Below are 14332 nucleotides of genomic sequence, written 5' to 3'. Positions count from 1 at the left end.
CCCATGAACCCGGCCCGAGAGATGAGCTCCCAGCCCTCCTCCCTTCCTCCCGCCACTCCTCCGGCCCCCCCGGCTCCTCCCACCCTGGGCGCCCGGCTGTGGCGCTGGACGAAGCGGCTCCTCGTCCTCGGCGCCGTGGGCCTGGTGCTGCTCGTGCTCACCGTCCTGGGCACCTACCTCTACTTCAGCCGGGATCTCCCCTCGGTGGAGGCGCTGCGCAACTACAGCCTCCCCCAGGTCACCAAGGTGCGCTGCGCCGACGGCTCCATCTGCTCCGAGTTCTTCGAGCCCCAGGGGCGCCGCACCGTGGTGGACGTCAAGGACCTGCCCCCCCACGTGCGCAACGCCTTCCTCGCCGCCGAGGACGCCGACTTCTACAAGCACGAGGGCCTCGACATCTTCGGCATCGTCCGCGCCGCGGTGAAGAACCTCATCCCCGGCAGCCGCAAGTCCGGCGCCTCCACCATCACGCAGCAGGTGGTGAAGAACATGCTGCTCACGCCCGAGCGCAGCCTCGCGCGCAAGATTCGCGAGTGGATCCTCACCCCGCGCGTGGAGCAGGCGCTCACCAAGGATCAGATCCTCGGCCTCTACATCAACCAGTCCTATTACGGGCAGGGCCGCGACGGCATCGAGGAGGCCGCGCTCTACTACTTCGGCAAGCAGGCGAAGTTCCTGAGCGTCGGCGAGGCCGCGGTGCTCGCGGGCACGGTGCAGTCGCCCAACCGCATCAACCCGGAGAAGAACATCGTCAAGGCCAAGCAGCGCCAGCGCTACGTGCTGGGGCAGATGGCCGGGCAGGGCTTCGTCCCCCAGGCGGTGGTGGACAAGGAGCTGGACAAGCCCATCGTCCTCGCGCCGCGGCCGCCTCCCGAGGTGGGCTCCTACTACGCCGAGGAGATCCGCCGCACGCTGGTGGCCCGCTACGGCGGGGACGCCGTGCTCACCGGTGGCCTGCGCGTGGACATCGCCATGGACCCCAAGCTCCAGGCCATCGCCGACGAGGCGGTGCGCAAGGGCCTGGAGGCCGTGGACCGGCGCCAGGGCTACCGCGGCCCCGTCGGCACGATGGATCCCGCGCGCTTCGAGCAGCTCAAGCCCCTCCTCGCCAAGCAGATCGAGGAGGCAGGCCGGCGCCAGAAGGAAGGCGCCTACGTGGCCGACCTCTCCTCGCTCACGCAGTCCCCCACCATCCCCGCGCCCGCCGGGGAGACGCCGGCGGTGGTCACCGAGACCGAGCAGGAGGAGGAGGCCCGGCTCTCCGCCGACGAGAAGCTCGCGCTCGCCGTGCAGCTGCAGCCGCTGAAGGAGGGCCTGCGCCTGGCCGGCGTCGTCACCGAGGTGGATGACACGGGCAAGAAGGCCCGCGTGGATTTGGTGGGCCGCACTGCGGAGCTCTCCTTCTCCACCGTCACCTGGGCGCGCATGAAGGGCAAGAGCGCCCCCACGAAGATGTCCGACGTGATGAAGCCCGGTGACATCGTCCGGGTGCGCGTCACGCGCGTCACGCCCTCCCCCGCGCTGCTCGAGGCCACACTGGATCAGATTCCGCTCGTGCAGGGCGGCCTCGTCGTCATCAACCCGAGCAACCGCTACGTGGTGGCGCTCGTGGGCGGCTACGACTTCGCCACCTCGCCCTTCAACCGCGCCACCCAGGCCAAGCGCCAGCCCGGCTCGTCCTTCAAGCCCTTCCTCTACGGCGCCGCGCTCGGCAGCGGCCGCTTCACCCCCCTCAGCACGGTGAACGACGCCCCCGAGGCCATCCGGGACCCGTACACCGGCAAGACGTGGAAGCCGCAGAACTACGACCGCGCCTTCGACGGCCCCATGACGCTGCGCCAGGCGCTCACCAAGTCCAAGAACACCGTGTCCGTGCGCCTCATCGAGGCCATCACCCCCGCCACCGCCATCGACTTCGCCCGGCGCGCCGGCATCCGCTCGGAGCTGCCGGAGAACCTCACGCTGGCGCTCGGTACCGGCGAGGTCACCCTGCTGGAGGCCGCCAACGCCTACGCCACCCTGCAGGCCAACGGCCGCTACGCCGAGCCACTGCTGATCCTCAAGGTGACGGACGCGCAGGGCAAGGTGCTCGAGGAGCACCAGCCGGCCTTCGAGGAGACGCTGCCTCCGGCGGTGGCCTACCTCACCACGTCGCTGATGCGCAGCGTGGTGGAGGAGGGCACGGCCCGGGCGGTGACGGAGCTCAACCGCCCCGCCGCCGGCAAGACGGGCACTGCCAACGAGAGCCGTGACACCTGGTTCTCCGGCTACACCGCCGACTTCGTCGCCAGCGCGTGGGTGGGCTTCGATGACCACTCGCCCCTGGGCAGCTCCGAGACGGGTGGCCGCGCCCCCCTCCCCATCTGGCTGGAGTTCATGCGCGCCGCCCACCAGGGCCTGCCCGCGCGCGAGTTCGAGGTGCCCCCAGGCGTGGTGCAGGTGCGCATCGATCCCGTCTCCGGCCTGCTCGCGGGCAACTCCGTGCCCGGCCGGCTCGAGTCCTTCCTCGATGGCACCCAGCCCACCGTCGAGGCGCCCCCGCCCGGCCACGTCACCCCGAGCGACTTCTTCCTCCAGGAAGGTAGCCGGGGGGGTTTGTGAGCCGGGCCCTCGCCGCCGCCCTGCTGCTGGCCGCGCTGCCCGCTCCGGCCGCCCAAACCCCTCCGCCACCGGCCCCGCAGGCCGCTCCGGCCACGCCCGCCCTCGAGCGGCTCGCCCAGGCCGTGGCCACGGACGTGCGGGCGATGAAGCCCGAGCCGCCCGTCGCCCTCCACCTGTCCGGCGGCGCCCCCGAGCTGCGGCGCGCCTTCGCCACGCTGCTCGCCTCGCACCTGGCCTCCGCCGGGCTTGCCCCCGTGGTGCTGGAGGCCCCCTCGCCCGAGGCCGCCGAGGCGCTCGCCCGTGAGCAGGGCGCCCGTGCCCTGGTGCGTCTCACCCTTGGCGTGGAGGCCGGGGAGTTGCGCGCCCGCGGCGATGCGTTCGGCACCTGGGTGAACTTCTGGTCCGGCCGCACTCCCAGCCGGGTCCCCTCGCCCGCCGCCGCCATCGCCCAGGCCGTGGAAGCGGATGCCGCGGCGCTCGCGCTCGCCGCCGTGGAGCCTCCGCGCACGCCTACTCCGTCCACCGAGGAGCCGCTCCCCCTGCGCCTGCTGGGCGCCGTGCTGGCGCGTCTGCCCTCTCCTCCCGCCGCGCTCGCCGCGGGAGACCTGGATGGGGATGGCAAGGACGAGGTGGCCGTGCTCACCGCGCGCGCCGTGCACGTCTTCGCCGCGGATGGGAGCCTCGTCGCGGAGCGCTCGCTGGACGTGCTGCCCCCCGGCCCCGCGCCCACCCGCGAGCCCTTCGGAGCGCTCGCCATCCTCTCCGGGCCGCCGCGCCTCGCCGCCTGGTCCACCCGCTTCGCCCATGGCGAGGTGCTCACGCTGGAGAACGGCACGCTGCGCGGCGTGTCCCGGCTCGAGGCCGTGCCCCTGGGCCCCGAGGCGCGCGGCGGCTTCGTCCCAGGCCAGACGGCCTTCGCCCCCGAGGTGCGGCTCGGCAACGGCGAGCAGCGGCTGGCGGGGGTGACGGCCCGCTTCACCACCTTCAGCGCGGCCAACTCCCGCGTGCTGCTCGTCCACCCGGATGGCTCGGCCGCCTTCTTCGCCCGGCCCGGCGTGGCGCCCGTGCCGATCTCCGGCCTCGGTGCTGGCAGCGCGCTCGGGGACCTGGATGGGGATGGGACGCCGGAGCTGCTCACCACCTCGCCCGAGCTCCAACCGTCGCCGGACATGCTGCGCGTCTTCAAGACGAACGGGAGCGACCCCACCGCCCATGAGCCGCTCTGGCAGGGGCCCCTGCCCTCCGGCCGCGCCCTGTATGTGGTGACGGCCAACCTGGACGGCGACAAGCGCCGCGAGGTGGTGGTGGGCCTCACGAAGCCGGACGGCACCGGCGAGCTCTTCCTCCTGCGCCAGGGTGCGCCATGACGCTCCGCCACGCCCTCGCCAGCCTCCTCCTGCTCGGCGCTACGCCGTCGCTCGCCGCCGGCCGCGTCCCGTACGGAGGGGAGCTGCGCGTCGCCCACACCGGCCCCGCCGAGCCCGGCGAGCCGGCTCTCGCCGACAGCCCCCTCGAGGCCACGCTGCTCGGGCTGCTCTCACGGCCCGCCTGCCACCTCGCCCCGGACGGGAGCCTGTCACCCGCGCTCGCCCGCGAGCTGTCACGCCCCGCTGCGCAGGTGGTGCGCCTCACCCTGCCCTCGCCCGCACAGGCCACCGCGCTCGCCCGGGCCTGGATCCGGCTCGCCAGCACCGAGGCCCCTTCGCCCTACCGCGCCCTCCTCTTCCCGCTGCGCGGAGAGGGCCGGCTGCTGTCCCCCACCGGCGACACCCTGGAGCTGTCGCTCGGCTTCCCCTGGCCGGACCTGGAACGCGCGCTGTGCCACCCCGCGCTCGCCCTGCCCCGCTCCGTGCCCGCCGCGCTCGGCCCGTTCTCCGCCTCCAGCGCCAACACCGTGGACGCACGGCTCGCGTGGAGCCAGGGCCGGCCCTACCTGGACCGGGTGCGCCTGCAAGCCACCGACGAGCGCGGCCTGTCGCGCCTGTGGTCAGCACAGGAGGCCCAGGTGGCGCTCGGCGTGCTGGCCGATGCGGGCACGCCCTCCGGCGCGGCGCTGTACGCCACGTACCTGGCCTGGTCTCCGCGGCGCGTGCCCCCGGACTTCCGGCAGGCGGTGGAGAGCGCGCTGGACCGTGAGGATCTCACGCGCCTCTTCGTGCGCGGGCCGGCCGTGCCCATGCCGAACCTGCTGCCCCCCGCGCTCCTCCCGGTGTCCCCAGGTGCGCGCCCCACGCCGCCTCCTGCGTCCCAGGCCGCACGCAAGGTGACGCTCCTCTACGACACGGGCAACGAGGACCAGCGCGCGGTGGCCGAGCGCCTCCAGGTGAGGCTGCACGACCGGGGCTACGCCGTGGCCCTGGAGGCCCTGCCGCGCGCCGAGCTGCGCACCCGCTGGGCCCGAGGCGAGTACGAGCTGATGCTCCACTCTCTGCTGCTGCCGCCCGTGCCCGGCCCGGCCCTGGCCGTGGTGCTGGACGCCGCGGGCCGGAAGGATCTGCTCGGGGTGGAGCTGCCGCGCATCGGCGCCCTGCCCGACGCCGCGGCGCGAGACACGCGGGCGAGGGAGCGGGCCCTGGCGCTCGCCCCGTCCGTGCCGCTGCTGCCCCTCTACGCGCAGGGCCTGGCACTGCGCGCGGCGCCGGAGGTGGGAGGCCTCGTCTTCGACGCCCAGGGGCTGCCCATGCTGGACGGAGCCTGGCTGCAACCGGCCGTCACGGGTGTCCCGGGAGCCCGGAGATGAGACTGAGGACGCGGCTGGCGCTCGCCTTCGCCCTGCTGGCACTGGTGCCGCTGGCGGTGATGGTGCCCTTCACGCTGACGGAGCTGCGCACCACGCTGTCGCGAGGGCTGGACGCCCGCATGGACGGCGCCACCGCCTCGGCGCAGGAGGCCGTCGAGCGAGCCTCCGCCAACGCGCGCCGGGCGGTGGAGGAGCTGGTGGAGAGCTCCGCGATGGAGGATCTGGCCCGCGAGTCGCGCGAGTCCCCCGCCCGCGCCATCCGCGCGGACACCGCCCAACCGCTGATGAAGAGCCGGGGCCTCACGGTGCTGTCGCTCTTCGACCGCAAGGGCATCACGCTGTCCTCGGGGCACCTGCCCGCGCGCCGGGGAGATCCGGACCCGGCCCTCTTCGCGGTGACGCGGGAGAAGTCACCCAAGCCCGTGCCGGTGACGGTGTCGGTGCGAGGAGACCAGGGTCTGCGCGAGGTACCCGCGCTCGTCACCGCGAGGCCGGTGGACTACGGGGACTCGCGCCTCTGGGTGGTGGGCGGGGTGCTGCTGGACCAGGGACTGGCGGCGCACCTGTCGAGGCTCACCGGGGCCGAGGTGGCGCTGCTGTCCGGGGACACGGTGGTGGCGAGGGCGGGGAGCGTCACACCGCCCACGGTGGCGCGAGTGCTGCCACTGGGCGACGCCGCCACGGTGCGGCTCGTCTTCAGCCGGGCGGCGGAGCGGGAGGCGACGGTGGGCGTGTTCCGCTCCTTCCTGCTGCTGGCCGGGCTGGGGCTGAGCTTCGCGGTGCTGCTGGGGCTGCTGATGTCGCGGCGGATTACGCAGCCGGTGGAGGCACTCACCTCGGGTGCGAGGCGCGTGGGCGAGGGCGCGTGGGACGTGCAGGTGCAGGTGAAGGCCACGGGCGAGGTGGGCGAGCTGGTGAAGACGTTCAACCACATGACGACGGAGCTGCGCTCGACGACGGAGCGGCTGGTGGCCACGGAGCGCGTGGCGGCCTGGCAGGAGGTGGCGAGGCGGCTGGCGCATGAAATCAAGAACCCGCTGACGCCGATCCGCATGTCGCTGGAGACGCTGATGGCGGTGCAGGACGCGCAGGACGAGCGCTTCCCCGCGCTCTTCCGGGACAGTGCGGGCGTCATCCTGGAAGAGGTGGACCGGCTGAAGCGGATTGTCGACGAGTTCAGCCGTTTCGCGCGGCTGCCCAAGCCGCAGCTGGAGCCGGTGGATCTGGGCGAGCTGGCGCAGAACGTGCTGTCGCTCTACGCCTCGCCGCCGGAAGGCATCAGCATCCACTCAGAGGTGCAGCCAGGGGTGGTGGCGAAGGCGGACCGGGACCAGCTGACGCAGGTGCTGGTGAACCTGGTGAAGAACGCCGAGGAGGCGATGGCGAAGGGGGGCGGAGCGCTGCACGTGCGGGTGAGGGGCAGCGAGCAGGAGGCGGTGGTGGAGGTGCAGGACAGCGGCCCGGGGATTCCGCCCGAGCACCGCGCGCGCATCTTCGAGCCCTACTTCACGACGAAGGAGGGCGGCACGGGCCTGGGACTGGCGATTGCGGCGCGAATCCTCCAGGAGCACGGCGGCAAGCTGGACGTGGGCGGCGAGCCCGGCCAGGGCGCCTGCTTCACGCTCTCCCTACCCCGGGAGCGCTGAAGGGCGACTTGATTCGAGTCAATCTTCGCCGCCGGATCTCAAGTCTGGCACGCACGTCCACGGCTCTCCGGGGCGGTGATTGCAGGTGAAGCCCGCTCCGCAGACCGAGGAGTCCTCAGGCGTGCAGGACTGACGGCAGCTGTAGAAGTGGCAGACGGTCCCCTCGGGGCAGGGGCGCTCCTCCGAGGAGCCACAGGGCTGCAGGCACTGCATCCACACCTCGTCCGCACATTGTGGATAGTCGTCGACCGAGCAGAGCTGCCCTTGCGGACAGGGGGTTTGCTGGCAGTTCGGCCCATGAACCCTGGCGCAAATGGAGACACGCTCGCCGCGGTGGACGCACTGTTGGCCCTCTGGGCAGGTGCGCCCCTCACAGGAGGGCTGGCAGGTAGGCCCCTCCGGTGCCTTGTCGCAAAAGTAGCCCTGGGGGCAGTCCGCGGGCTCGTGCGGGTTGCACGGCCGGCCGCACCGGCCCCGGCAGAGAAGGTCCTGCCGGCAGCCATCCTCTCGCTCGCGAGGCAGTGGCTCGCACACCTCTCCCTCACCTCGCACGCCCACCAGCGAGCAGGCTCGAAGAAGATCCTTACCACTCGCCGTGTCCATGATGCGGCAGGCAAACCCTTCGGGGCATTGCCGGTCCGTCATGCACATGCTGTCCGTGCAGTAGCTACGAACGGTGCGCATGTTGAAGAAGCAGCGGAGCTGCGGATCGCAGTCCGCATCTGTTTCGCAGTCCCGCTCATACGTGGGGAGCCGCAAGCGCTCCTCGAGGGTAAGCATGGGAAGGATTCGCATGCCCTGAGGTTGCGACGGAGCCGAGCCGTCCGCATCCCTCTGCCCGAGGTAGGTGGTGTACAGCAGCCACACCAGGGGAATCGGTAGCGTGAAGCCGAGCAAGGCAGCCAGTAGCGTGCGCCACTTCATGCAGTGCCCCACACTTCAATCAGCCTCGGGAGAAGGACGGCACTCCTTCGGGCACTTGGGGGAGGTCTCTTTCGGGCCCCGGTTGTCGCAAATCTCCAGCCACTGGCTTTCAGACATGTGGCAGGTCCGATTCGCGAAGTACCGCGTCATGTCCTTGCGTACGGCCATCTCGATGGTTCCGCCTCTGCCCCATGCATGCGGACAACCCGTCTCCACGGCAAGCACCAGCAACAGCGTCAGAAGTCTTTTCGGCATGGCGCGGCCCCTGTGACAGTCAGGGTAACAGGTTCCTCGCCCAACAGCGGCACGAGCTTGACGATCGCGGCGTGAATCCTCCAGGAGCACGGCGGCAAACTCGACGTGGGCGCCGAGCCCGGCCAGGGCGCCTGTTTCACCCTGTCCCTGCCCCGGGAGCGCTGACGAAAGTCTTCCAGCGGTCGTCCAATGCCTTGCTGCTCAGCTGGCTGGGCTCACACGCAAGCCGTCTACCCGCGAACTGCTCATATTCCGAGCCCTCGAGCTTCGGGTGCACGTGCAGTTGGAGCGTCGCCGGCTCGATGCCGAGCAGGTTCAAATCAAAAAGCGTGTGGATGTCCGCGCGCAGCAACAGTCCATTCGAGGGATGGTTGTCCTTGTCACCTCGATGGGGATTGATATGGGCCGCTTCGAGTAGATCCGGAAGCCGGCATCCGGTCACCACACAGGTATCGTTGAAGCGGAACCGAAGCTCTCGACGGAATGCAGCCTGGCCGCGGCGCTCGCGGATCTGACGAGCAATGACCTTCCGATCATCACGCCCATCCGGCACATACGGCTCTTCCGAGGCATCCGCCGCCACAAGGCCGATACTCCTGTGCGCCATGGACTGTGCCGCCACTCCCTGGAGCACGAGCTTCACCTCTCCACTCAGGCGCTCCAGCACCAGTTCCTGCATGGCGAGCTGTCCGTTGTACCTCGGGCAGGCCTGACGCACCTGTTCCACCGGAATTCGGGGCGATGGGCGGAACGTGCCATCGAACCAGGCCGCGAAATGAACACATGACTTCTGTGTCACCACGGGCTTCTCGAATTCATGCCCCTCCTTGCACCTGTAACGCGGGAGCTTGTCCTTGCGTGCCTTGATGGTCGTGACGCTGCACTCTGGACACCGGCTCAGTTCCTTGGTGCCCTTCTGGGAGACAATCGTCGAAGCCCTGGCTGTACCCAGAACGACCTCGCCATCACGCAGGACCAGCAGATCCCCCTCGGCGATCTGCAAATGGTTCGGAACGAAACTGTCGTAGCGGTAGACCGTCTCCAGCTCATCGGCATACCCCACGTTCCCTGCGTACTCGCGCTCAGCTCCCAGAGAGAGCACCAACCAGGCACGTCCTGTCTCCATGCCCGCAGTGGAGGGTCCTGAACCGGAGACAGTGAAGGACTCAGGGCATGGGGTAGACCCACCTCATCTCTGGAGACACCTGGGACCTGGCAGGTCTGCGCCTCCTCGTCCGGCGACGCAGGGTCAGTCTTTCTTTTGCTTCGAGCGCGGGCCCTTCCCATGCGACAGCGCGTGCCGTCCCGGAGCCTGTCCTGGTGCCGTCTTCGAGACACCGTGGTCCTTCTGGGGCGGACCCGGGTCGCGCTGGGCGGCCGCGAGGCGCTCAATCTCAGCCTTGAAGACGGGGTCCTCGCGCGGCACGGGCGTGCGGGGAATGTTGGCCCGCATGATCTGCTCGATGCGCTCGGTCATCAGCCTGTCCTTCGCCGTGACGAACGTCGAGGCCACGCCGCTCGCGGAGGCTCGCGCCGTGCGGCCGATGCGGTGCACGTAGTCCTCCGGCGCGTGCGGCAGGTCGTAGTTGATGACGTGCCCCACGTCCTCGATGTCCAGCCCGCGTGCCGCGATGTCCGTGGCCACCAGGCACCGGTACGTCCCATCCCGGAAGGCCTGCATCGCCTGGTTGCGCTGGCTCTGCGTCCGGTCCGCGTGCAGCACCCCGCACCGGTACCCCGCCCGCTCCAGCGCCTTGTGCACCTTGTCCGCCCGCTCCTTCGACGCCGCGAAGATGAGCGCCGTCGCCTCGTCCTTCGCCAGCAGCGTCAGCAGCAGCGCGGACTTCTCCTCGGGCTTCACCACGTACAGCCGTTGCTCGGCGCGCTCGGCGGGCGTCCCGCTGCGCGTCACCTCCACGCGCACCGGCCGGTTCAGCTCCTCGCGGGCGAAGCGGCTCACGTCCGGCCCCAGCGTCGCGGAGAACAACAGCGTCTGCCGGCGCCCGGGCAGCGCCGCGAGAATCGCCTCGAGCTGCGGCTGGAAGCCCATGTCCAGCATCCGGTCCGCCTCGTCCAGCACCAGGGCCTCCAGTTGCGGGAACTCCGCGGTGCGCGACCGCAGCAGGTCCACCAGCCGCCCCGGCGTGGCCAGCACCAGCGTGGGCCGCCGCGCCAGGGCCTCGGCCTGCGCCCCCATGTCCTCGCCGCCGATGACCACCGCGTGCGTGACGCCGCGCGGGCCGCCGAAGAACTCCACCGGCCCAGCGATCTGCTGCACCAGCTCGCGGGTGGGCGCCAGCACCAGCCCCAGCGTGCCCTTGCGGCCGGCGAAGCGCTCCACCATGGGCAGCACGTACGCGGCCGTCTTCCCCGTGCCCGTGGCGGCGCAGCCGATGACGTCCCGGCCGGCGAGCGCCGGAGGAATGGCCTGCGACTGGATGGGCGTGGGCCGCTCGAAACGCGCGCGGCGGACGGCCTCCAGGGACTCGGGGGACAGGCCGAGCTTGTCAAAGGTGTCGCTCACGGCCTGGGGGTACCACGCCGCCGCCGCCGGGACCACCCGGCTCGTGCTGCATTCGTCCGCTCGCGAGCCCTCAGAAGCGGCCGGCCAGCACCAGCGCCTGATGGCGGGAGGAGAGCACGACGGCCGGCCGCACCTCGAGCCCCACCGCCTTCTTCCGGAGGCTGGAGGAGAGATCGTACCCCAGGAAGGCGCCCACCACCGGCAGGGGGATGGCCACGCCCATGAGCAGGCCGGAGAGCGGCGGGCGCGAGCGCTCCGACACGCTCCACAGGCCCACCGCCGCGAGCCCTCCCACGGCGGCGCCCCCGAACGTCGCGAGCAGGCTCCCATTGCCCGCCATCAGCTCGCCGCCCCACCAGACGCCCAGGGGGAAGCCGATGGCCGCTCCCGCGAGCGCGAAGGGCAGGAGTGCCGGGCCCTCCTCGGGCGTGAGGAGGTGGACACCGTTGCCGAGCATGAACAGCCCCACGCCGACGAGCGCTCCCGCCAGGCCCGTGCCCACGCCCGCCCCGCCTTCGACGAGCAACCGCTGCCACAAGGGGTGCAGGGGCGGCGCCACCTGCACGGGATCCGGCAGGAGCCTCGGCGGGGTCTCCACGACCGGCGCCTGCAGGAGCCGCAGCCTCGGGGCCCCTTCGGTGAGACCCGCCCAGCGCCTCCCCTCCCCGGCCCGGGCCACCGCGGGCAACAGGAGGAGGAGCGCCAACATCCACCGCACGGCCACGCATCTGGACAAGGGGAACCTCCCGCCGGTGTCGTTCAGACGGGCCTTAGCACACGCGCTACCTGCCCGGGGCGGGCAGCCCCACGGCCGTGAGCTGGACTTCGTAGAAGTCGCCATTTCCGTTGCCCGGCGACTCCAGCCGCGTGGCGAACTCCTTCGTGGTCAGCGGGCGCTCGAGCGTCTCGGAGAGGAAGGGCCGCCGCTGGGCGTAGACAAGCGTCCCCCGCGCGGGCACCACCGTCGGGGTGAGCCCCCCATCGGTGCGGTTGATGGCCGGTCCGAGGTTGCGCGGCAGGCCCCACTGGCCCTCCTTCCGCTCACTGACGTACAGGTCGTAGGCCTCCGGTGCCAGCCCTCCCGGCCGCTGCGAGGAGAAGACGAGGTAGCGCTCCTCCGCGTCCACGAAGTGGTTGCCATCCCCGTGGCCCGAGTTGATGACCTCCGGCAGCAGCTCGCCCGGGCCCCACCCCGCCCCCTGGGGCGCATGCCGGTAGATGCGCCGCTTGCCGTCCTTCGGGCTGCGTGTCACGTAGACGACGCCCTCGCGCGTCACGGAGGTGTTCGTCTCGCTCTCCGGGGTGTTGAGGCCCTCGGCCAGCCGCGGCGTCCCCCAGCCCTTCTCCGTGCGTTCGACGAACCAGACGTCGAAGTCCGCGTGCACCGCCTCGCCCGCGGACTGGGGCCGCACCGAGGCGAAGAAGAGCCGCCTGCCGTCCGGAGTGAAGGCCGGATCGATGTCCCGGTAGCGGCCCGAGAAGGGCAGCACCTCGGGCGCCGTCCAGCGGCCATCCCGCCAGTGGGAGACCATCAGCAGCTGGAACTTGAAGCGGGTGGGGTCCGCCCGGTTGAACACCACCGTGCGCCCATCCGGCGAGAAGGTGATGCCGAACTCCTCGTGGCCGGTGGACACCACGCCCGGGGCGAAGAGCACCGGCTCGGGGGTGGCCGCGGCAGCCGCGTGGAGCAACAGCGCCAGGGGAAACGACAGGAGCGAAGACATGGGGATTCCTTTCCGCCCGGAGACACCTCCGGGCAGGCCGTAACAGTCAGGGTTGAAGAGAAGCTCAGGCCCGGCGCAGGACGAGCACGGGCGTCGAAATGAGAGCCAGGCCCGCCACCAGCCCGAGCACTCCGCTCAAGCCGTAGAGGACGCAGCCCAGGGCACCGCAGAGCGTGGCCACCGAGCCCGAGGCCACGAGGAAGCGATCACGTCCCTCTGGGAGCCGGAGCGCCGCGAGCGAGAGGAAGGTCCCGGCGGCCAGCCCTCCGCCCACGCAGGTCATGAGGCAGAAGGCCCGGCAGCCGCCGGTGTAGCAGACATGCCCCGCCCCGCTGACCACGAAGGGGAGCAGCAAGGGAAAGAGTCCCGCGAGCAGCCCGGGAGCCACCGCCCGGTCCCACTGGCGCCCCCACCAGCCCAGCCCGAGGCACAGCAGCACCAGCAGTCCCCCCAGGACGAGCATGGAGGGCTTCAGCCGGTGCTGGAGCAGGACCGCCATCAACGTCAGCCCCACCGCATGCAGGGCGCCGGGCATCGCGGCCCGCAGACGTCCCCACTCGTAGGCCCTGCGCGCGCGCCGCTGGAGGCGCACCAGCTCACTCGACACCATGCCGCATCCTCCATGCCTCGCGCAGCCGCCCGAGCGCACGCTCGAGCCGCTTGCGGAACGTGGCGCCAGGAATCGCGGGCCGTTCCCGCTCTCCCATGGCCGCCTCCAGGGTCTCCACATCCTCCGGCCGCAATCCGCCCAGCACCTCCGCCAGCGCCTGCCGCAGGTCCTCCGCGAGCAGCCGCGCCTCGGGCCCCGCGGCCCCATCCACCACCTCCCCGCCCGCCGCCTCGGGGGCCTCGCGCCGGCGCGCCCGCGCCTTGAGCACCGTGCGACACTCGTACGCGGCGATGCCCAGCACCCACGGCAGGGCCTCGCGCGCCGCGTCGTACTCCGAGGCCCGGGCGAACACCTTCAGCAACGCCGCCTGCGCCGCGTCCTCGGCGTCCTCGCGGCACGGCAGCAGCCGCGCGCAGAAGCGCTCCAGCAGCGGCTGGAGGCAGGCGAAGGCCGGAGTGAAGGCCTCCCGGTCGCCCTCGGCGAGCCGCGCCATCCACCGCCGGAGCTGTTCCCGCGCGCTGTCGTCCACCCGCTTCGTCCCCTCGGTCCGTGCCGCCGTGCCCTCTATAGGCCGATGCCGGCAGAGCGTGACACCGGGCGCTCGCTCCCCCGTCCGCCCAGGGCCGGCCGGGCGGGCCGATTGACGGAAAATCCCGAACTGATTAAGTCTGGGCTCAGAAAATGAATCGGGATTCAGCGAAACGCGCACCGGCGCCCCGCCTGAGGGCCCGGCTTCGAGAAGCGACCGGAGAGGCCATCCGTGCGGCCGCGGAGGAGGTGCTCGGCGAGCAGGGGTTCGGGGCTCGCATGGAGGACATCGCCGAGCGGGCGGGCGTGTCGGTAGGCACGCTCTACAACCACTTCGAGGACCGCAACGCGCTGCTGCTGGAGCTCATCCGGGTGCGGCGCGAGGCGCTGCTGGCCCAGGTGGACGCGGTGGTGGCCGAGGTGGAGGGGCGGCCGGTGCGCGAGCAACTCCAGGCGGTGCTCGAGAAGGTCTTCGCGCACTTCCGCCAGCACGCCCGGTTCTTCGCCAACGTGATGCAGTCCGAGGTCCTCCGCGGCTCTGGCCTGCCGCAGCGGGGCGGCACGCTGTCGGAGCTGACGAAGCGGCTGGAGCAGCTCGTCCAGCGCGGGGTGGCCGCGGGAGAGCTGCGGCGCGAGGACTCGGAGCTGTACGCGACGCTGCTGGTGGGCATGGCGCGCAGCCTGCTCCTGCGGGTGGCGGAGACGAAGCGGCCCGAGGAGCTCGACCGGGGGGCACAGGTACTGCTCCAGGTCTTCTTGAAGGGAATCGAGGTCTAGCGC

11 protein-coding genes are annotated in these 14332 nt (G+C 71.6%); 5 read left to right on the top strand and 6 right to left on the bottom strand.

Annotated features, from left to right (window positions below; genetic code table 11):
- The first annotated feature begins 21 nt into the window (after positions 1-21).
- Genes NR798_RS14655 through NR798_RS14640 form a run of 4 tightly spaced genes read left to right on the top strand, consistent with a single transcriptional unit; the run spans position 22 to position 6987 of the window.
- On the top strand, positions 22-2601 hold the full coding sequence (locus NR798_RS14655) for a penicillin-binding protein 1A (protein WP_375772081.1): 2580 nt from the start codon (positions 22-24) through the stop codon (positions 2599-2601).
- On the top strand, positions 2598-3968 hold the full coding sequence (locus NR798_RS14650; RefSeq protein ID WP_375772080.1) for an FG-GAP repeat domain-containing protein: 1371 nt from the start codon (positions 2598-2600) through the stop codon (positions 3966-3968). The genes NR798_RS14655 and NR798_RS14650 overlap by 4 nt, the downstream gene beginning before the upstream one ends.
- The gene (locus NR798_RS14645; RefSeq protein WP_375772079.1) at positions 3965-5341 is read left to right on the top strand and encodes a peptide ABC transporter substrate-binding protein; all 1377 of its coding nucleotides are present in this window, start codon (positions 3965-3967) and stop codon (positions 5339-5341) included. The genes NR798_RS14650 and NR798_RS14645 overlap by 4 nt, the downstream gene beginning before the upstream one ends.
- On the top strand, positions 5338-6987 hold the full coding sequence (locus tag NR798_RS14640) for a PAS domain-containing sensor histidine kinase (RefSeq protein WP_375772078.1): 1650 nt from the start codon (positions 5338-5340) through the stop codon (positions 6985-6987). Before NR798_RS14645 ends, NR798_RS14640 begins: the two co-directional genes overlap by 4 nt.
- Positions 6988-8302: 1315 nt before the next feature.
- On the opposite strand, the gene NR798_RS14635 is transcribed toward NR798_RS14640, so the two are convergent.
- The 6 genes from NR798_RS14635 to NR798_RS14610 all read right to left on the bottom strand — a co-directional run bounded on the left by NR798_RS14635 (position 8303) and on the right by NR798_RS14610 (position 13553).
- The gene (locus tag NR798_RS14635; RefSeq protein ID WP_375773766.1) at positions 8303-9268 is read right to left on the bottom strand and encodes an HNH endonuclease; all 966 of its coding nucleotides are present in this window, start codon (positions 9266-9268) and stop codon (positions 8303-8305) included.
- 147 nt (positions 9269-9415) lie between these two features.
- Positions 9416-10690 (bottom strand): DEAD/DEAH box helicase, encoded by a 1275-nt coding sequence (locus tag NR798_RS14630; protein ID WP_375772077.1) that lies wholly within the window; start codon positions 10688-10690, stop codon positions 9416-9418.
- A 70-nt stretch (positions 10691-10760) separates the two neighbouring features.
- Positions 10761-11426, bottom strand: a complete 666-nt coding sequence (locus NR798_RS14625; protein ID WP_375772076.1) for a hypothetical protein — start codon at positions 11424-11426, stop codon at positions 10761-10763.
- A gap of 46 nt (positions 11427-11472) precedes the next feature.
- Positions 11473-12414, bottom strand: coding sequence for a TolB family protein (locus NR798_RS14620; RefSeq protein WP_375772075.1), 942 nt, complete (start codon positions 12412-12414; stop codon positions 11473-11475).
- Between the two features lie 64 nt (positions 12415-12478).
- Positions 12479-13024 (bottom strand): hypothetical protein, encoded by a 546-nt coding sequence (locus tag NR798_RS14615; RefSeq protein ID WP_375772074.1) that lies wholly within the window; start codon positions 13022-13024, stop codon positions 12479-12481.
- Positions 13011-13553 carry an RNA polymerase sigma factor gene (locus NR798_RS14610; RefSeq protein WP_375772073.1) on the bottom strand — a complete coding sequence of 181 codons (543 nt, stop codon included), beginning with the start codon at positions 13551-13553 and terminating at the stop codon, positions 13011-13013. The genes NR798_RS14615 and NR798_RS14610 overlap by 14 nt, the downstream gene beginning before the upstream one ends.
- Before the next feature lie 152 nt (positions 13554-13705).
- Between NR798_RS14610 and NR798_RS14605 the strand changes: the two genes are divergently transcribed.
- A complete protein-coding gene (locus NR798_RS14605) occupies positions 13706-14329 on the top strand; it encodes a TetR/AcrR family transcriptional regulator (RefSeq protein WP_375772072.1) in 624 nt (207 codons plus the stop codon).
- Positions 14330-14332 lie beyond the last annotated feature (3 nt).

Origin of the sequence: Archangium gephyra, assembly GCF_042230915.1 — a bacterium.
GTDB classification, from domain to species: domain Bacteria; phylum Myxococcota; class Myxococcia; order Myxococcales; family Myxococcaceae; genus Archangium; species Archangium gephyra_B.
Note: the sequence above shows the minus strand (reverse complement) of the source record. Positions and strands in the feature narration are given on the sequence as shown.

Excerpts from the sequence above, each read along its gene's own strand:
- NR798_RS14655 (WP_375772081.1), top strand. The coding sequence starts at position 22 with ATGAGCTCCCAGCCCTCCTCCCTTCCTCCCGCCACTCCTCCGGCCCCC.
- NR798_RS14645 (WP_375772079.1), top strand. The coding sequence starts at position 3,965 with ATGACGCTCCGCCACGCCCTCGCCAGCCTCCTCCTGCTCGGCGCTACG.
- NR798_RS14640 (WP_375772078.1), top strand. The coding sequence starts at position 5,338 with ATGAGACTGAGGACGCGGCTGGCGCTCGCCTTCGCCCTGCTGGCACTG.
- NR798_RS14620 (WP_375772075.1), bottom strand. The coding sequence starts at position 12,414 with ATGTCTTCGCTCCTGTCGTTTCCCCTGGCGCTGTTGCTCCACGCGGCT.
- NR798_RS14615 (WP_375772074.1), bottom strand. The coding sequence starts at position 13,024 with ATGGTGTCGAGTGAGCTGGTGCGCCTCCAGCGGCGCGCGCGCAGGGCC.
- NR798_RS14605 (WP_375772072.1), top strand. The coding sequence starts at position 13,706 with ATGAATCGGGATTCAGCGAAACGCGCACCGGCGCCCCGCCTGAGGGCC.